Source organism: Vibrio sp. McD22-P3 (assembly GCF_021568915.1).
GTDB lineage: Bacteria > Pseudomonadota > Gammaproteobacteria > Enterobacterales > Vibrionaceae > Vibrio > Vibrio mediterranei.
Map to the genome: position 1 here is coordinate 1 of NZ_JAKGTN010000041.1, position 17711 is coordinate 17711.

The 17711-nt window shown below is 45.4% G+C and carries 17 protein-coding genes and 2 tRNA genes; 11 read left to right on the forward strand and 8 right to left on the reverse strand.

Features of this window, described 5'->3' with window-relative positions; translation table 11 throughout:
- Window positions 1-5: 5 nt before the first annotated feature.
- The 10 genes from L2W36_RS26530 to luxS all read left to right on the forward strand — a co-directional run bounded on the left by L2W36_RS26530 (window position 6) and on the right by luxS (window position 10641).
- A tRNA-Arg gene (locus L2W36_RS26530) sits at window positions 6-82 on the forward strand.
- A gap of 76 nt (window positions 83-158) precedes the next feature.
- Window positions 159-235: transfer RNA gene (locus L2W36_RS26535), tRNA-Arg, on the forward strand.
- Window positions 236-646: 411 nt separating this feature from the next.
- The gene (locus L2W36_RS26540; protein WP_006075158.1) at window positions 647-904 is read left to right on the forward strand and encodes an oxaloacetate decarboxylase subunit gamma; all 258 of its coding nucleotides are present in this window, start codon (window positions 647-649) and stop codon (window positions 902-904) included.
- A gap of 32 nt (window positions 905-936) precedes the next feature.
- Entirely contained in the window at window positions 937-2724 is a 1788-nt protein-coding gene (oadA, locus tag L2W36_RS26545) for a sodium-extruding oxaloacetate decarboxylase subunit alpha (RefSeq protein WP_236111993.1), read from the forward strand.
- A 9-nt stretch (window positions 2725-2733) separates the two neighbouring features.
- Window positions 2734-3864 (forward strand): sodium ion-translocating decarboxylase subunit beta, encoded by a 1131-nt coding sequence (locus tag L2W36_RS26550; protein WP_006075160.1) that lies wholly within the window; start codon window positions 2734-2736, stop codon window positions 3862-3864.
- Between the two features lie 192 nt (window positions 3865-4056).
- Window positions 4057-5007, forward strand: coding sequence for an NADP-dependent oxidoreductase (locus tag L2W36_RS26555; RefSeq protein ID WP_236111994.1), 951 nt, complete (start codon window positions 4057-4059; stop codon window positions 5005-5007).
- Window positions 5001-5456 (forward strand): YqaA family protein, encoded by a 456-nt coding sequence (locus L2W36_RS26560; RefSeq protein ID WP_031495418.1) that lies wholly within the window; start codon window positions 5001-5003, stop codon window positions 5454-5456. Before L2W36_RS26555 ends, L2W36_RS26560 begins: the two co-directional genes overlap by 7 nt.
- Before the next feature lie 9 nt (window positions 5457-5465).
- Complete coding sequence (locus L2W36_RS26565; protein WP_236111995.1) at window positions 5466-8324, forward strand: M16 family metallopeptidase; 2859 nt, start codon at window positions 5466-5468, stop codon at window positions 8322-8324.
- A 111-nt stretch (window positions 8325-8435) separates the two neighbouring features.
- Window positions 8436-10028 carry a glutamate--cysteine ligase gene (gshA, locus tag L2W36_RS26570; RefSeq protein WP_236111996.1) on the forward strand — a complete coding sequence of 531 codons (1593 nt, stop codon included), beginning with the start codon at window positions 8436-8438 and terminating at the stop codon, window positions 10026-10028.
- A gap of 94 nt (window positions 10029-10122) precedes the next feature.
- Window positions 10123-10641, forward strand: coding sequence for an S-ribosylhomocysteine lyase (gene luxS, locus L2W36_RS26575; RefSeq protein WP_031493706.1), 519 nt, complete (start codon window positions 10123-10125; stop codon window positions 10639-10641).
- A 90-nt stretch (window positions 10642-10731) separates the two neighbouring features.
- Here luxS and ruvX read toward each other — a convergent pair whose 3' ends face one another.
- The 8 genes from ruvX to metK form a co-directional block, all read right to left on the reverse strand.
- Window positions 10732-11157, reverse strand: coding sequence for a Holliday junction resolvase RuvX (gene ruvX / locus L2W36_RS26580; protein ID WP_236111997.1), 426 nt, complete (start codon window positions 11155-11157; stop codon window positions 10732-10734).
- Between the two features lie 42 nt (window positions 11158-11199).
- Window positions 11200-11769 carry a YqgE/AlgH family protein gene (locus tag L2W36_RS26585; protein ID WP_031493705.1) on the reverse strand — a complete coding sequence of 190 codons (570 nt, stop codon included), beginning with the start codon at window positions 11767-11769 and terminating at the stop codon, window positions 11200-11202.
- A gap of 17 nt (window positions 11770-11786) precedes the next feature.
- On the reverse strand, window positions 11787-12734 hold the full coding sequence (gene gshB, locus L2W36_RS26590; protein ID WP_124940578.1) for a glutathione synthase: 948 nt from the start codon (window positions 12732-12734) through the stop codon (window positions 11787-11789).
- A 13-nt stretch (window positions 12735-12747) separates the two neighbouring features.
- Window positions 12748-13479: a 16S rRNA (uracil(1498)-N(3))-methyltransferase gene (gene rsmE / locus L2W36_RS26595; protein ID WP_006075169.1), complete on the reverse strand. Its 732-nt coding sequence runs from the start codon at window positions 13477-13479 to the stop codon at window positions 12748-12750.
- 80 nt (window positions 13480-13559) lie between these two features.
- Window positions 13560-14270, reverse strand: coding sequence for an endonuclease (locus tag L2W36_RS26600; protein WP_031493704.1), 711 nt, complete (start codon window positions 14268-14270; stop codon window positions 13560-13562).
- A gap of 97 nt (window positions 14271-14367) precedes the next feature.
- Complete coding sequence (locus L2W36_RS26605; RefSeq protein ID WP_236111998.1) at window positions 14368-14877, reverse strand: SprT family zinc-dependent metalloprotease; 510 nt, start codon at window positions 14875-14877, stop codon at window positions 14368-14370.
- Window positions 14878-14959: 82 nt separating this feature from the next.
- The gene (locus L2W36_RS26610; RefSeq protein ID WP_236111999.1) at window positions 14960-15754 is read right to left on the reverse strand and encodes a DUF2189 domain-containing protein; all 795 of its coding nucleotides are present in this window, start codon (window positions 15752-15754) and stop codon (window positions 14960-14962) included.
- Between the two features lie 357 nt (window positions 15755-16111).
- The gene (gene metK / locus L2W36_RS26615; protein ID WP_236112000.1) at window positions 16112-17263 is read right to left on the reverse strand and encodes a methionine adenosyltransferase; all 1152 of its coding nucleotides are present in this window, start codon (window positions 17261-17263) and stop codon (window positions 16112-16114) included.
- 325 nt (window positions 17264-17588) lie between these two features.
- On the opposite strand from metK, the gene L2W36_RS26620 reads away from it, so the two are divergent.
- A partial coding sequence (locus L2W36_RS26620; RefSeq protein ID WP_236112001.1) for a hypothetical protein occupies window positions 17589-17711 on the forward strand: 123 nt, incomplete at its 3' end.

The window sequence follows — 17711 nt, forward strand, 5'->3', positions numbered from 1 at the left end:
GTTGCGCGCTCGTAGCTCAGCTGGATAGAGTACCTGGCTACGAACCAGGCGGTCGAAGGTTCGAATCCTTCCGAGCGCGCCATTTATTTAGGTAAAAGACTTAAGTGAGAACTTAATTCAACGCCTGTTATAGCATAAGCTGTACAAAGACCTGTTGCGCGCTCGTAGCTCAGCTGGATAGAGTACCTGGCTACGAACCAGGCGGTCGAAGGTTCGAATCCTTCCGAGCGCGCCATTATTTAGAAACCTCGCTTAGGCGGGGTTTTTTATTAACAAAAATTTATCATATCAATAACCTTATGATTACAACGTGATGTTTTTTAAGGATAAATCGCGGTAATTTTAAGCCTGTCTCAGTTTTCCAACCCCAGTTTGTTTATGTTGAAATCTATGGTTGAGTCATAGTATGAAGTTCTGTGTAAGTACAAATACACCATAAATTGTCGTGCTCATCATAGTTTTTCATTTGAATGACGTTTTAATGACGACTGTAGATTAAACAAAATTGACAAACTTTCACCAATCGAGATAATCCTAGACCTCTTGCAATGGATCAATGCAAGAACCATTGCTTGTCAATCTGTGTGCAGTGACGCCACGTTTTATGATTGAGTAACTTGTCAGGATGACAAAGAAAGGACGCAACATGACTAATATTGGAAGCCTGCTAGGAGACGCAGCCGCCCTAATGTTCACGGGTATGGCTGTTGTATTTGTATTCCTAACAATCCTCGTTTATCTCGTTCGGTTAATGTCGAAATTGGTACCAGAAGAAGTGCCCGAACCGATCGCAGTTCCTACAAAAATTAAAACACAACAATCCCCCTCAAATGGTGTTAGCCCAAGTGTTGTTGCAGCGATTTCTGCCGCTGTTCATCAATACCGCACTTCGGCCGCTAAATAGATTGAGTTAAAGCTTAAAAGGAGTTAATGAGCATGTCTAAACCACTAGCTATCACGGACGTGGTACTTCGTGACGCCCACCAGTCTCTGTTCGCAACGCGGATGCGTATTGAAGATATGTTACCTATCGCAGCTGAGCTCGATAAAGTGGGGTATTGGTCTTTAGAAACTTGGGGGGGCGCAACCTTTGATGCGTGTATTCGTTTCTTAGGGGAAGATCCTTGGGAACGCTTACGCGAACTTAAAAAAGCCATGCCAAACACACCAATGCAGATGCTATTGCGTGGACAAAACCTATTGGGTTACCGCCACTATGCTGATGATGTGGTGGAAAAATTTGTTGAACGTGCCCATGCCAATGGTATGGACGTGTTTCGTATTTTTGACGCGATGAATGATGTACGCAACTTTGAAAAAGCAGTAAAAGCTGCTGTTGATGTTGGTGCTCACGCGCAAGGTACACTGTCTTATACAACAAGCCCTGTACATAATACGGATACATGGGTTGATTTAGCCAAGCGCTTAGAAGACTTAGGTTGCCATTCTTTATGTATTAAAGACATGTCTGGCTTACTTAAACCTTATGAAGCCGAAGAACTTATCTCACGCATAAAATCATCATGTGAAGTGCCACTTGCGCTGCACTGTCATGCAACAACCGGGCTATCAACGGCAACGGCGGTTAAAGCAGTCGAAGCTGGGATAGATATTCTAGATACGGCTATCTCTTCAATGAGTCAGACTTATGGCCACACGCCTACAGAGACCGTTGTGGCAATGCTGCAAGGCACTGAACGTGATACTAATCTTAAGCTCGAGCAGATTGAACCTATCGCAGCGTATTTCCGTGAAGTTCGTAAGAAGTATGCGAAATGGGAGGGTCAACTGAAAGGTGTTGATTCACGTATCCTTATTGCGCAAGTTCCAGGTGGCATGCTGACCAATATGGAAGGGCAGCTAAAAGAACAAGGTGCAGCGGATCGTATTGATGAAGTTCTCGAAGAAATCCCAAGAGTTCGTGAAGATCTTGGCTTTATTCCTTTGGTGACGCCAACATCACAGATCGTTGGTACTCAAGCGGTGATCAACGTATTAACGGGTGAGCGCTATAAGAGTATTACTAAAGAGACAGCTGGTGTGCTTAAAGGGGAATACGGTAAGGCGCCAGCAGAAGTTAACGCTGAACTTCAAGCAAAAGTGCTCGATGGTGCCCAAGCGATTACCTGTCGTCCAGCTGATTTATTGGAAGCGGAACTCGACACATTGACGGAAGACCTACTGCAAAAAGCAAAATCCGATGGTATTTCCCTTTCCGAAGATACAGTGGATGATGTTCTTACTTATGCGCTCTTCCCTCAAGTAGGGCTTAAGTTCTTGAAAAATCGCCATAACCCTGATGCGTTTGAGCCTGCTCCTGGTAAAGAAGAAGCAAAACCTGCTGCCCCTGTTGCAGCTCCAACAGCAAGTGCCGCGGGAATTGAGTCTTATAGCGTGAAAGTCGATGGTCAGGTTTATGATGTTGAAGTGGGTCCAAAAGGTGAGCTTACTTCAGTGACACCTGCGTCCGTAGCACCTGCCACCACTCCAGCACCTGCTGCTGCAACGAATGTTGAAGCGGTTTCTGCTCCGTTAGCGGGGAATATCTTTAAAGTTAATGTTGCATCTGGTGCTCAAGTTCAAGAAGGTGATGTGCTACTTATCTTAGAAGCGATGAAGATGGAAACAGAAGTGCGTGCTGCGCAAAGCGGCGTGGTTCAAGATGTACACGTGAAAGAAGGTGATGCTGTTGTTGTAGGCGCACCTCTTGTTAGCTTAGCGTAAGGGAGCACCATGGAAGGATTGATGACCTTATGGTCAGAAACAGGGATCGCTAACTTTGAATTCGGCCAAATCTGCATGATCTTGGTCGGATGCACCTTGCTGTTCTTAGCGATTCGTAAGGGCTTTGAACCACTACTACTTTTACCTATTGGCTTTGGCGCTATTTTAGCGAACATTCCAAATGCTGGTTTTACCGAGCCGGGTGGTTTGCTGTACTACGTATATTATATCGGTATTGAGTCTGGCGTCTTCCCATTACTCATCTTTATGGGTGTCGGAGCAATGACTGACTTTGGAGCATTAATCGCTAATCCGAAAACCTTATGGTTAGGGGCTGCGGCTCAGTTTGGTATCTTCGCCACCTTGTTTGGTGCAATTTTGCTGAACTATGTACCGGGTATGGAGTTCTCGATGCAAGATGCTGCTTCCATTGCCATCATCGGTGGTGCGGATGGCCCAACTGCTATCTTCTTAGCAAGCCGACTTTCGCCGGATCTTCTCGGTGCAATTGCTGTCGCAGCATATAGCTACATGGCATTGGTTCCTATTATTCAGCCACCGATTATGAAAGCACTGACCACGCCAGAAGAGCGTACTATTAAGATGGCGCAACTTCGCCATGTTAGTAAAGGTGAGAAGATCTTATTTCCATTGGCCGTGTTATTGATGACTATCTTGTTCCTCCCTTCAGCAACACCTTTAGTGGGTATGTTCTGTCTGGGTAACTTGATGCGAGAGGCGGGCGTTGTCGATCGATTATCGAAAACGGCACAAAATGAGCTCATCAATATTGTGACGATCTTCTTAGGTCTTGGTGTGGGCTCGAAGCTTCAAGCAGAAGAGTTCCTAAATTTTGAGACCTTGGGTATTCTCGCTCTCGGCGCTGTTGCCTTTAGTATCGGTACTGGGGCTGGGGTGTTAATGGCGAAGCTGCTTAACAAATACTCTAAAGAAGATATTAACCCGTTGATTGGTGCAGCTGGTGTTTCTGCGGTACCTATGGCTGCGCGTGTCGTAAATAAGGTGGGCTTACAAGCTAACCCACAAAACTTCCTTTTGATGCATGCAATGGGTCCTAACGTAGCTGGCGTATTAGGCTCGGCAGTAGCTGCAGGTATCTTGTTAGCTCTGGTAGGCTAAATGCGAATCCATATTGTATTAATCGGGGGAGCTTAGGCTCCCCCTTTTTTATCTTTGGTTATCAGGTCAAGATAATGAGTCACAAAAGTGATTGAATTTGTTACATACTGGATGTGGGTTGATGAAAAGATAATCTAGACTCAAACAGGTATTTCGTTACTATGGAATCTCAAATTGGAAGAGGAAGCCGCGATGAAGTGTAAACAAATAGTCATCCCAGAATTTGGTTCAGCAGAAGTATTGGCATTTCAGGAGGTCGATATTCCTCAACCAAAAGCCGGTGAGATGCTGGTAAAAGTCGCCTATGCTGGCATTAATCCTATTGATGTGAAGACGCGTGCTGGATTGGGGTGGGCGGCAGCTGAAAACAAAGATAACTTACCTTGGGTACCGGGTTATGATATCTCGGGCTCAATTGCTGGTTTAGGTAAAGGCGCACAGGCGTTTGAAGTAGGCCAAGAGGTCGTGGGATTTATTGGGTTTCCTCTTCGTGCGGGTGGTTATAGTCAATATGTGTGTGTACCCGAAACAGAGCTTACTGCGTTGCCTAACACGGTTGCCTTAGAGGCAGCAGCAGCGTTGCCATTGGCTGGGCAAACAGCAGCACAGGCAATTAATAAAGCTCAGGTGCAAGAGGGCGAGCGAGTGTTAATCCTAGCGGGTGCAGGTGGCGTTGGTCACATCGCGGTTCAACTAGCAGTGGCGACTAAAGCAGAGGTGTATACCACTTGCAGTGAGCGCAATCTCGATTATTTGGCTACATTAGGCGCACATGCTATCAATTATGAATTCGCGCCAGCTTCAGAGCGACTAAGCGATGTCGATGTACTGATTGACCTAGTCGGTGGTGATGTCGCGTTAGATGCACTTAAGTGTCTTAAAGATAATGCTCGAGTTATCACTATTCCGACGATTACGGCAGAGCTAGTATGCGAAAAAGCCAAACTTCTTGGTTTTGAAGCGAGTGGAATGCTAGTGTCTCCCGATACCAAACAAATGGAAACCTTACTGTACATGGTAGGTGTTGGACTGTTAAAAACCGAAATTCAGCACGTTTTCCCTTATTCACAAGTGGTTGAGGCTCACCAACAAGTCGAAACCAGCCGCACTCGCGGCAAAGTCCTACTTGATATGCAATGCTAGAAACATTTTCTCAATACCTAGCGGAGTCATGGTTTGCCGACTCCGCACTTGCGGTTCTTTTTATTTCTGGGTTTTTAAGTGCGACCTTACTTCCAGGTGGCTCAGAAGCCGGGCTAGTGGCAACCTTAAGTTTGCAACAATACACTCCGGCCATGGTGATTTTGGTTGCTACCATAGGGAATACTCTTGGAGGGTTAACCAACTACTGGATTGGTATTTGGTTGCCAAATCGAACTCAGGAAGAGAAACATGGTCATAAAGCCATGGCATGGATACAGAAATATGGTTACTGGACGTTATTGTTGAGTTGGTTACCCGTTATTGGCGACCCTTTGTGTTTAGCAGCAGGTTGGCTGCGTATGAAGTTTCTGCCATGTGTTGTGCTTATTGCGATTGGTAAAGCGCTACGTTATATCGCGCTGACCGCTATCTTCTACGGTCTTTTCTAAGGAGCATTTATGAAAAAGATCTGGCTCGGCGTTCTATCGCTGGTCTTTCTATACGGTTGCAGTAGTAACGAGCCGTCAAATCAAGCCAGTAGTGCTTTACCTAAAGGTGTCACTTTAATTGAAGAGGCCAAAGCTGACCCAGACAAGGTCATGATTCCTTATTCTAAATACCGTTTGGAAAATGGCCTCACTGTTATCTTAGCGCCCGATGACTCGGATCCTTTAGTACATGTGGATGTCACCTACCATGTGGGATCGGCTCGTGAAGAGGTCGGAAAGTCCGGTTTCGCACACTTCTTTGAACATATGATGTTCCAAGGTTCAGAACACGTCGGTGACCAGCAACATTTTAAGATCATTACCGAAGCGGGTGGCACTTTAAACGGTACGACCACGCGCGATCGCACTAATTATTTTGAAACCGTTCCATCTAACCAATTAGAGAAAATGTTATGGCTTGAAGCGGATCGTATGGGCTTTTTGCTTGGAGCAGTTTCTCAGAAAAAGTTTGAAATTCAGCGTGATACGGTAAAGAACGAACGTGCTCAAAACTACGATAACCGTCCTTATGGCCTGATATGGGAGAAAATGGGTGAAGCCATGTTCCCTGAAGGGCACCCCTATTCTTGGCAGCCAATTGGGTATGTTGAAGATCTTGATCGTGTTGACGTGAATGATCTTAAAGCATTTTTCCTACGTTGGTATGGACCAAACAATGCCGTGCTCACCATTGGTGGTGACATCGATAAAGCACAAACATTGGCATGGGTAGAAAGATACTTCGGTTCTATTCCTAGAGGACCTGAAGTCGACAAAGCTCCAAAACAGCCAGCAGTGTTGCCAAACGATCGTTACGTGACGTTAGAAGATCGTATTCGTCAGCCGATGGTAGTGATTGGTTGGCCTACGACGAGCTATCGAGGCGCAAAAGATCAAGCCGTGCTCGAGGCAATGGCTGACGCCATCGGTGGTGGCACCAATAGCTTGTTGTATCAAAAACTAATCAAGACGCAAAAGGCGCTCGATGCTGGGGCATTCAACGATTGTAATGAGCTCGCTTGTAACTTCTACGTTTACGCTATGGGCGCTTCAACAGATAAAGATGGTCTAAAAGCGCTATACAACGAGTTGTTAGCGACGTTAAATGAGTTTGAAAAACAAGGTATCAGTGAAGAGAGGCTGAAACAGATCACAGGCCTTTCTGAATCAGGCGCTGTTTTCGCACTGCAAAGTGTCAAAGGTAAGGTCTCACAGTTAGCCTCTAACGAAACCTTCTTTGGTCAACCAGATCGCTTAGAACAGCAATTAAAGCAGATACGTGCGGTTACTCGTCAGGATGTGGCTAATGCTTACGACACCTTCATCAACGATAAGCATAAAGTAACCTTGAGTGTGGTGCCTAAAGGCCGTAAAGATATGGCGGTAGAGCCTGCTAACTTCGTGACTCCGCCTAGAACATTACCGAAATATAGCAAAGTGACGGAAGAGCAATTGGTATTCCGACGACCTGTTGACACCTTTGATCGCAGCGTTATGCCTAAAGTAGCGGAAGGGGTTAAAGCTAAGATGCCAGCACTTTACAGCTTGCAGTTTGATAATGGCAGTGAGTTACTAGGTACAGAAACACGAGAAACACCAACGGTGGAGATTCACTTCCAATTGCCTGCAGGCGATCGCTATGTTGCGAAAGGAAAAGAAGGCTTAGCGGGGCTAACAGCTTCCATGATGGAGGAAGGAACCACAACACGCAGCGTGGAAGAACTGCAAGCAGAGCTCGATCGATTAGGTAGCCGAATTGGGTTTAGTGCAGGAGCTTACACCACACGCGTGTCGGTCTCGGCTCTAGCGAAGAACTTGCCAGAGACCTTAGCGCTGCTCGAGGATGCGCTATTCCACCCTGCCATGAAACAGGAAGACTTTGACCGCTTGAAAGCACAAACGCTAGAAGGCTTGGTTTACCAACATCAGAAACCAAGCTGGATGGCATCACAAGCGACAAGAGAGGTGTTGTTTGGAGACTCTGTATTTGGCCGCTCATCTGATGGTACTGAAGCGTCGATTGCTTCAATTACGCTTGATGACGTGAAGCGCTTCTATCGCAAGCACTACACACCACAAGGGGCTCAAATAGTGGTGGTTGGCGATATTTCCCAGAAACAGATCAAGAAGCAATTGGCATTTTGGCTGTCTTGGAGTGGAGAAGCGGCGCCATTGATTCGTCCGGAAGCAGTAGCGCCTTTAACTGGTCAACATATCTTCTTGGTAGATAAGCCAGCTGCACCACAAAGTATTGTACGTTTGGTGCGCCGAGGGTTGCCGTTTGACGCAACGGGCGAGCTGTATTTGAGTCGACTGGCTAACTTTAATTTGGCGGGTAACTTCAATAGCAGGATCAATCAGAATTTGCGAGAGGACAAAGGTTACACCTATGGTGCGAGTGGTTATTTCGCGAGTAATCGTGAAATTGGAGCGATTGTCTTTAGTGCTCAAGTGAGAGCTAACGCGACGATTCTTTCAATTGAAGAGCTCATTAAAGAGTTAAAAGACTACAGCCAAAATGGTATGACCGATGAAGAACTAGAGTTTATGCGCCTTGCTGTGGGACAACAAGATGCATTGACTTACGAAACACCAAGTCAAAAAGCCAGTTTGTTGTCGTCAATTTTAACCTATAGTTTGGATAAGGATTACCTCCAGCAGCGCAATGACATTGTAGAATCGGTCGACAAATCGGTGCTTAATGAGCTGGCTGCAAAGTGGTTCGATCCAAACCAATACCAAATCATAGTTGTGGGAGACGCGAAGAGTCTAAAACCGCAACTTGAGAAACTGAATATTCCAATTGAAGAACTTGAAATCACACAATAGAGTGACCATATAGAAGGGATGGGTGGCATCGGCTCTTGTTTATTCAATAAGATAGCGTGTATGGTGTCCCCAGTCTTCAATTGGAATAACGAACTATAAGCGAATCGCATTGTGACTAAATTTGCTGCGCGACTGGATCAAGTTGCTAAAGACCAAACCATTTTTAAACAGTTTGGACGAGGTGTGGAAAGGGAATCGTTGCGTTATACCGACGATGGCCACTTAGCGACAACGCCGCATCCAGAGGCGCTAGGCTCAGCCCTAACGAACGAATACATTACGACGGATTTCTCCGAGTCACTACTGGAGTTTATTACACCAGTTTCTCGTGATGTTGATACGCTGATCAATCAGTTATCTGATATCCATCATTTTACTCAGACGAAATTAGGCAACGAGAAATTGTGGCCACTGTCTATGCCTTGCTATGTGGGCAGTGAAGATGATATCGCCTTAGCTCAATATGGCAGCTCGAACTCTGGACGTATGAAGACACTTTATCGTCAAGGACTAAAGCATCGCTACGGTAGCTTAATGCAGATCATTTCCGGCGTGCATTTTAACTTCTCATTTCCTGAGTCATTCTGGGATGCGCTATTTGGTGAGCAAGACGAAAAAGCACGCCAAGATGCGAAATCGGAAGCCTACTTTGGTCTTATCCGAAACTATTACCGTTTTGGCTGGTTAATTCCTTATTTCTTTGGTGCGTCACCGGCCATTTGCGCGTCTTTCCTGCAAGGAAAGGAGACTAAACTGCCATTTGAAAAAGTGGGCGGCACGCTCTATTTACCAAAAGCAACGTCGCTGAGACTGAGTGATTTGGGTTATACCAATAGCGCTCAGAGTGCACTTAAGATTGGTTTTAACAGCCTTGACCAGTACCTTGAAGGGCTAAACCAAGCGATCCACACTCCTTCTGAAGATTTCGCCAAGATTGGCGTAAAAGTGGATGGTGAGTATCGCCAGCTTAACGACTATGTGTTGCAGATTGAGAATGAGCTGTATGCTCCGATTCGTCCTAAACGTGTTGCTCAAAGCGGTGAAAAACCATCAGAAGCGCTATCACGTGCAGGTGTTGAGTACATTGAAGTTCGCTCTTTAGATGTGAATCCATTTAGTCCAATTGGAATTACTGCGGATCAGATTCGTTTCTTAGATCTCTTCTTAACCTGGTGCGTTTTGAAAGACTCTGAGCCTATGGACAATTGTGAACTTGAATGCTGGCGTGAAAACTGGAACAAAGTGATTGTTGAAGGCCGACAAGTTGGTCTTGAACTGAAAATCGGTTGTGACGGTGAAGTACTTGATAGCCAATCATGGGTAAAACGTGTGTTTGTGGACCTTCGAGAAATCGCTAAACATATGGATGCTGCTCACGGTGGCAACGAATATCAAAAAGTGTGTGACACACTGGAAGCTTGGAACGCAGACCCTGAACTGTCCATTTCTGGCCGTTTACTTGAGAAAACAAAGGCATTAGGTGGTCTAGGTAAAGTGGGTTGCGAGCTTGGTAAAGAATACCGCCAGAAGAACTTAGATCATCAATATAATGCTTATTCGTCTGATCTTATGGAAACGGAAGTGATTCGGTCGGTTGAAGTTCAGAAAGTGATTGAAGCTTCAGACAAAGAAAGTTTCGATGATTTCTTAACGAACTATTTTGCGTATCTCACCCCAGAACGTATGCAGGCGATTAACAAGTAAGCGAGGTTGCACCTCTTGGTGTAGCCCCTTACAATCGAGCCACTAATCACTTACTCACGGCTTTTGCGGTGAGTAACGCTAAGGAGAATCAATCATGCCACTACTGGATAGCTTCACGGTAGACCACACAAAGATGCACGCACCAGCCGTACGTGTAGCGAAAACAATGCAAACCCCAAAAGGCGACACCATCACGGTGTTTGACCTACGTTTCACGGCACCAAACAAAGATATCCTTTCTGAGAAAGGCATCCACACGCTTGAGCACCTATACGCTGGCTTTATGCGTGCACACCTAAATGGTGATGCTGTTGAGATCATCGATATTTCTCCAATGGGCTGCCGTACAGGTTTCTACATGAGCTTAATCGGTACACCTTCAGAGCAACAAGTAGCTGACGCTTGGTTAAGCGCGATGCAAGACGTTCTGAAAGTAGAAAGCCAGAACAAGATTCCTGAGCTAAATGAGTATCAGTGTGGTACGGCGGCTATGCACTCTTTAGAAGAGGCAAAAGCGATTGCGGAAGCGATTATTGCTGCGGGTATTCAAGTAAACAAAAACGACGAACTGGCTCTGCCAGAGTCAATGCTTCAAGAATTGAAAGTCGATTAATTACGTGTTTAATTAATGACCTTAGTAGGTTGAGTAGACATAATCGATTAAAAAGGATGACTCATTGGTCATCCTTTTTTGTTACTGAACTTAAGCCCATTGCGCTTCAAACCAGCTTTCTAAAATCACTACCGCTGACTGACAGTCGACATTGCCCTTCGATAGAGCTTTATAACCGCCCATCTCAAATAATTCTGCTCGCGCTTCCGCGGTGGATAGACGCTCATCGTGCAACTCTACTTGAAGCCCAAATCGGCCATGAACTCGATTAGCAAACTTTTTCGCTCGTGCGGTAATTTCCTCTAGTGCTTTGCCATGCAGATCCGTCGGTAATCCAACAACGATCAGATCTGGTTGCCACTCTTTGAACATAGCCTCAATATCATCCCAGTTTGGAATGCCGTCTTTGGCTTTGAAGGCTTTCAGTGGACTTGCGGTGCCAGTGACTTCTTGACCAATGGCGCTACCAATACTCTTGGTTCCATAATCGAAGGCGATAATGGTTCTGGATGTCATAGTGTTTTGTCTCTTACGTCGTACAGTAAACGATTCGGGAGGTTAGGCATGCCCGACTTGCGTGGATAACTGGGCAATATCAATGCCAAGCATAGCAACGGCGGTACTCCATCTTTCTTCGACTGGAGTATCAAAAATGATGCTAGGATCAGCTTCAATGGTTAACCAAGAGTTTTCAGCCAACTCAGATTCAAGTTGGCCGGCACTCCATCCAGAGTAGCCGAGAGCCACCAGATAGTTATCAGGCTGAGCATCAGTACCGAGTACCGCCAGAATATCTTTTGAGGTCGTGACAGAAACCTTGTCCGTGATCTGTATGCTTGATTGATATTTATCTTTGGGTTTATGGAGGATAAAACCTCGATCTTCAGACACTGGGCCTCCATTTAGCACCGGCTCATCGAGGCTCTTGCTGTGAGTGGTTTGAGAGGCAATGGGTAACTCGACCTGCACTTGCTTGAGCATGTTGGCAACGGTGACATCAATAGGGGTATTGATCATAATCCCCATTGCGCCTTCTTCATTATGTTCACACACATAAATGACGCTGCGCTGAAAGTAGGGGTCTTGCATCCCCGGCATAGCAACAAGAAAATGGTTGGCTAGGTTCATCATGGCCTCTCCCACGGTTACTTCCCTAAACGGCGCTCGATTGCATCCATCAGCTTGCCAGTAATAGAGATGTCAAAGGCGGCCTCAATCTCACGAATGCAAGTTGGGCTGGTGACATTGATTTCAGTTAGTTTGTCGCCAATCACATCCAGACCTACAAATATTAGGCCTTTCTCTTTTAAAGTTGGAGCAACGGCTTCGGCTATTTGCTTATCTGTCTCACTTAAGGGACGAGCTTCACCACGGCCACCTGCAGCCAGGTTACCACGTGTTTCACCTTTCGCTGGAATACGAGCTAAGCAATATGGCATAGGCTCTCCGTCAACGACGAGGATGCGCTTGTCACCATTGCTGATGTCAGGAACAAAAGTCTGTGCCATTGCGTAATTTTGACCGTGATTAGTCAACGTTTCAATAATAACGGACACGTTAGGGTCATCTTGCTTAACGCGGAAAATGGAGGCACCGCCCATACCATCTAGTGGCTTAAGAATAACGTCACCATGCTGGTCACGGAACTGCTTAATCTTCTCGGCTTTGCGAGTCACAATCGTCGTTGGAGTAAGCTCCGGGAACCAAGCTGTGAACAGCTTTTCGTTGCAGTCACGTAGACTTTGTGGCTTGTTAACGATTAATGTGCCTTTCTCTTCTGCGCGCTCAAGGATATATGTGGCGTAAATATATTCAGTATCAAATGGTGGATCCTTGCGCATCAATACGGCATCAAGTTCTGACAGCTCAATAGTTTGCTCAGAAGTGAATTCATACCAACCAGTTGGGTCTTCTTTCAGCGTGACAATCTTGGTATCGGCAACAGCTGTGCCTTGATCTAAATGCAGATCGTTCATTTCCATATAATGGATTTCATAACCACGACGTTGGGCTTCCAACATCATTGCGAAACTAGAATCTTTTTTAATGTTGATGGATGAAATTGGATCCATCACGATACCGAGTTTGAGCATTATTTTTCTCCCGTTAACCTAAATCGCCAAAGCGTACTTGCAGTGCAGTGATGGCCGTTAATGCCGCCGTTTCTGTTCGCAAAACACGAGGACCAAGCAGGGTTTCTTCGAATTGATATTGTTCTGTCATTTCAATTTCTTGCGCCGATAGACCTCCTTCAGGGCCTATAAGCAAGCGAACCTTAGTTACAGGTTCTGGCAAGGTATTGATTGAATATTTCGCTCTTGGATGTAGGTTTAGCTTAAGGGCTTCCGATGGCTCTGCACACCATTGCTCTAACGACATAATCGGTCGAATTTCAGGAATGGTGTTACGCCCGCATTGTTCGCAAGCACTGATAGCAATTTTCTGCCATTGCTGCAGTTTCTTTTCAAAGCGTTTAGCATCGAGCTTAACGCCGCAGCGCTCTGAGATAAGCGGGGTGATGGTATTGACGCCTAACTCAACCGACTTTTGAATAGTGAACTCCATTTTGTCACCACGAGAAATGACCTGACCTAAATGCAGATCTAAAGGCGATTCTATGCTGGTCGACACTTTTTCTTGTATGTCGACATCCACATTCTTTTTACCAATCTGAGTAATAGTGGCTGGAAATTCATGGCCCGAGCCATCAAACAACAACACTTCTTGACCTTCTTTCATGCGCAATACGCGGCCCACATGGCCAGCGGCATCTTCACTTAGTGCAAGAGTCCCTAAAGCGTGGATTGGTTCAGGGTGATAGATACGAGGTATACGCATAAAAACTTCCAAAGAACAAAACTGTATAGAGGTATAAGATGGATGCCCGACCTCAAAATTACAAGGGCTGGCGTCTCGATTTAGCTAGGATTTTTACAGGCTTCTGCCACAAATGGGTTATCGTTGCCTTGAATGCGCTTGATGCGTTCATTGCGAGTGCACTCCCAAGTGTCGACAGGGTAAGTTTTATTCCAAGCTTGCATTAACTGTGTTTGTTGTTTGGACAGCTTAAACCCGTACTCTTTACTCATATATAAGTAGGTACGGGCGATGGAACCTTTAGCTCGGTCTGGTGGCATGACTTTGCGTTGTTTGAAGTTAACTTGCATCTCGCAGCGGCCATAGCTGACGCCATCAATACCATTCCACTGAGAGAAGTTGTAATTGGAGCGGTCGCCATTGACTTCACCGATAGCTGGTGTGAGATTGTGTAAATCCGCCTCCATTAATTTGAACGCTTTATCGTTTCGAGTGCAGTTCTTCCGGCCACCTTCTTGCCAGCATTGACGCTGGTGGCCAAATTGCCATGCGGGTACGACATGTTCCCATTCAATACGACTTGCACGTTTCTGCTGTTTGCGGACTTGATAACCACAAGATGACAGGTCTGGAACGCCTTTTTTTCCTTGCCATTGAATATCACACCCACAGTAAAAACTGATAGGGTGATCCGCATAGATTTTGACGGCTTCTTTCTTCGCTTTGCTAAAGCTACTAGGTGGGGCACTAAGCACCGAGAATGAGGTTAAACCGATGAATAGCGCCAAGATAAAAGATAAATAACGATTCATTGCAAGTCTTTAAAAAGGTTGAGATAACCTAGTTTAACTCGCAAAAAGTGCCCAATCTACCGATAGATATGTAGATTACTCGGCAAAGATCCTCAATTTAACTGAGTTGTTTGCCCGTGAATTCAATTTGGCTGCCACATTTTCGGCAACGATAACTGGCCTGCTGACGCATCACTTTGTTGTGTCTTCTTATGGAGACGGGGAAAGTGTCGCACTGACAGCGGTATTCGAAGGTACGACCTTGAACGGATTGAACATTCATAGAATGTGTGGTCTTGGGTGTTAACGAAAAGACTTGGCTCATAACCATTTGCCACTCCGCTCCATGTGGGCGCACTCGACCAAAGCAAGCAAACGTAATGAGGTGAGCGACTTCATGTGGAATCACTTCGTTGATAAAAGCTTGTTGGTTCTCGGCAAACAAGACTGGATTTAAACGTATCTCCCACGCTTGCAAGTAGGCTTTTCCCGCCGCTTTGCCACGAAGTTGGTAGTTGAGCGCGGGCATGCGAAAGTCTCGCTCAAAGTAGTGACGAGCCTTTTCGATACATTGTGCTAGTTTTTTTACTGCGAGGTAGTGCAGTTCTTCGGATGGAGATGATTTCATTTAACTCAATCAAAAAATAACGCCCAAATGAGGGCGTTATTCTAGAGACATTGGTTATGTTTGCAATATATTGCTCGTTGGCTTAAGGATGATGTTTTTTCTTAATGGTTTCGTGATAGGCGTGCCATGTACCATAGCCTAGAATTGGCATAGTAATGATCATTCCAATGCCATAGGTAGCGAAGCCAACCAAGATACCGCCACAGATTACTAAAGCCCATACAATCATGGCTGGAATATTCGATTTGACCGCATTGAAGCTAGTAAACACGGCGGTCATCACATCGACGCGTCTCTCCATCATGAGTGGAATCGAGAACGCTGAAATGCTGAAGATAATCGAAGCAATCACAGCTCCAATAACACTACCCGTAATCAAAAATGGTGCAAAATCTGTCAAGGGTGCGCCTTGAACAGAAGGGTAGAGAGCGTGCAACAAGGCTGCGATTCTCATCCAGAAAATCATCGCTACAGCGAGTAAAACGGCAAATGCCCACTGTGAGGTGGAATTTCTACCGATGGCTTTCATGGAGTGGAACAGACTGGGTTTGTGTCCTTTTTCTCTTTCCCATGCTGCGTCATACAACCCAAGTGCCAAAAATGGCCCGATGAGCATATAAACCACCAAACTCGGCATGATGACTAGATGAGTTCCTTGCCATTGTACTAATAGCACAATCGCGACAGCGGCAGCCGTAAAGCATAAGCCATAAAACGCGCTGATAATTGGCATTCGAATTAGGTCATGCAAACCAAGCGCTAGCCAGTGAAATGGCGCTGATACACTCAGTTGATTGCAAGGAATAGTTTTAGCGTAATCTTGATCCCTGACTTCGTGTTTCTTGTGGAAGTCGTCGGTATTTACAGTTCGAGGCATATGTCCTCCCTGATTTGACAAACTGGCCTACGTTTCTCAGGGATGGCGCTAACGATGCTGGTTATTCAGCACGAACAGTTATAGCAAAGTGTCGTTGTTTAGCGTCTTCCCCTTATAAGTGCTCTATTTACAGTACGAAACTCAGACCCCAAAAGGTCTGTTTGCAAGGGCACTTTTGATTAACTATTAACCGAGTTGCGAGAAAACACAATTTTCAGAAGGGTATAAATTACGTGCCGCAAAGTTCATTTTTAACAATAATGCAACAAAGTGTTTGAAATGGTTAGTAATAAAAACAAAAAAGCCTTCAAAAAATATTTTGAAGGCTTTTTAGAGTATTAGTTCAGAGTTGGCAGATTATAAACCAGCGAAGTCGCGTAGGATTACTGCTTTGTCTGTCGCTTCCCATGGGAACTCTTCACGACCGAAGTGACCGTATGCTGCTGTCTTCTTATAGATTGGCTGAAGAAGGTTTAGCATCTCTTGTAGACCGTATGGACGCAGGTCGAAGTTTTGACGTACTGCTTCGACGATGATGTCGTGAGATACTTTTTCAGTACCGAATGTTTCCACCATGATAGAGGTTGGATCAGCAACACCGATAGCGTAAGAAAGTTGGATTTCACAGCGATCTGCCATGCCAGCAGCAACAATGTTTTTCGCTACATAACGTGCTGCATATGCTGCAGAACGGTCTACTTTTGATGGATCTTTACCAGAGAATGCACCACCACCGTGACGAGCAGCGCCGCCGTATGTATCAACGATGATCTTACGACCTGTTAGACCACAGTCACCCATTGGACCACCGATTACGAAACGACCGGTTGGGTTGATGAAGAAGTTAGTTTCTTTGTTGATCCACTCTGATGGTAGTACTGGTTTGATGATCTCTTCCATCACTGCTTCGCGTAGGTCTGGTGTAGAAATTGAATCACAGTGCTGAGTTGAAAGAACAACGGCATCGATACCAACGATCTTACCTTGATCGTACTGGAACGTTACCTGAGATTTAGCGTCTGGGCGCAACCAAGGTAGAGTACCGTTCTTACGCACTTCCGCTTGTTTTTGAACAAGACGGTGAGAGTAAGTAATAGGAGCTGGCATTAGGATGTCAGTTTCGTTAGTTGCATAACCGAACATGATGCCTTGGTCACCAGCGCCTTGCTCTTTAGGATCTGCTTTATCAACGCCTTGGTTGATGTCTGGAGACTGTTTACCGATAGTGTTTAGTACCGCACAAGAATCAGCGTCAAAGCCCATATCTGAATGAACGTAACCGATCTCACGAACAGTTTCACGAGTCAATTCTTCGATATCAACCCATGCTGAAGTAGTGATCTCACCACCTACCATCACCATGCCAGTCTTAACGTACGTTTCACAAGCAACACGTGCTTTTGGGTCTTGTTCTAGGATTGCATCAAGTACCGCATCAGAAATTTGGTCAGCGATTTTATCTGGATGGCCTTCTGATACAGATTCAGAAGTAAATAGGTGCTTAGCCATGAGAGCTCCAATTACATTTTAAAGCGAGCATATCGTACTCACTTATAGAAAATTCAATGATATATTGTAGGTGTATCTACATCTAGACGTCTATTCTATTCATCAATGTGCGATTAGCAAGCGATTTTTGCTTTTAAGTTATAGCCAATCGTTTGCCCATTTTGGTCAAAGAAACGCGCTTTAGTACGACATTATCGCGGCAAAAAGCCAAAAAATGACGGTAAAACGTTTGCAGAGAGTATGGGGCTTTGCGACAATAGCGCCGCTGATTATTCGTTCAGCTTATGAAAAACTTGGAATTCGCTTAATGCACTCAGGAGCCTACATGTCTTCTCGTAAACAACTCGCTAATGCAATCCGCGCGCTAAGCATGGATGGTGTTCAACAAGCTAACTCAGGTCACCCAGGTGCGCCAATGGGTATGGCTGATATCGCTGAAGTTCTTTGG

Coding starts and splice junctions, on each gene's coding strand:
- L2W36_RS26550 (WP_006075160.1), top strand. CDS start 2,734: ATGGAAGGATTGATGACCTTATGGTCAGAAACAGGGATCGCTAACTTT.
- luxS (WP_031493706.1), top strand. CDS start 10,123: ATGCCACTACTGGATAGCTTCACGGTAGACCACACAAAGATGCACGCA.
- rsmE (WP_006075169.1), bottom strand. CDS start 13,479: ATGCGTATACCTCGTATCTATCACCCTGAACCAATCCACGCTTTAGGG.
- L2W36_RS26555 (WP_236111994.1), top strand. CDS start 4,057: ATGAAGTGTAAACAAATAGTCATCCCAGAATTTGGTTCAGCAGAAGTA.
- ruvX (WP_236111997.1), bottom strand. CDS start 11,157: ATGACATCCAGAACCATTATCGCCTTCGATTATGGAACCAAGAGTATT.
- L2W36_RS26610 (WP_236111999.1), bottom strand. CDS start 15,754: ATGCCTCGAACTGTAAATACCGACGACTTCCACAAGAAACACGAAGTC.
- oadA (WP_236111993.1), top strand. CDS start 937: ATGTCTAAACCACTAGCTATCACGGACGTGGTACTTCGTGACGCCCAC.
- L2W36_RS26560 (WP_031495418.1), top strand. CDS start 5,001: ATGCTAGAAACATTTTCTCAATACCTAGCGGAGTCATGGTTTGCCGAC.
- L2W36_RS26540 (WP_006075158.1), top strand. CDS start 647: ATGACTAATATTGGAAGCCTGCTAGGAGACGCAGCCGCCCTAATGTTC.
- gshB (WP_124940578.1), bottom strand. CDS start 12,734: ATGCTCAAACTCGGTATCGTGATGGATCCAATTTCATCCATCAACATT.
- L2W36_RS26585 (WP_031493705.1), bottom strand. CDS start 11,769: ATGAACCTAGCCAACCATTTTCTTGTTGCTATGCCGGGGATGCAAGAC.
- metK (WP_236112000.1), bottom strand. CDS start 17,263: ATGGCTAAGCACCTATTTACTTCTGAATCTGTATCAGAAGGCCATCCA.
- L2W36_RS26605 (WP_236111998.1), bottom strand. CDS start 14,877: ATGAAATCATCTCCATCCGAAGAACTGCACTACCTCGCAGTAAAAAAA.
- L2W36_RS26565 (WP_236111995.1), top strand. CDS start 5,466: ATGAAAAAGATCTGGCTCGGCGTTCTATCGCTGGTCTTTCTATACGGT.
- L2W36_RS26600 (WP_031493704.1), bottom strand. CDS start 14,270: ATGAATCGTTATTTATCTTTTATCTTGGCGCTATTCATCGGTTTAACC.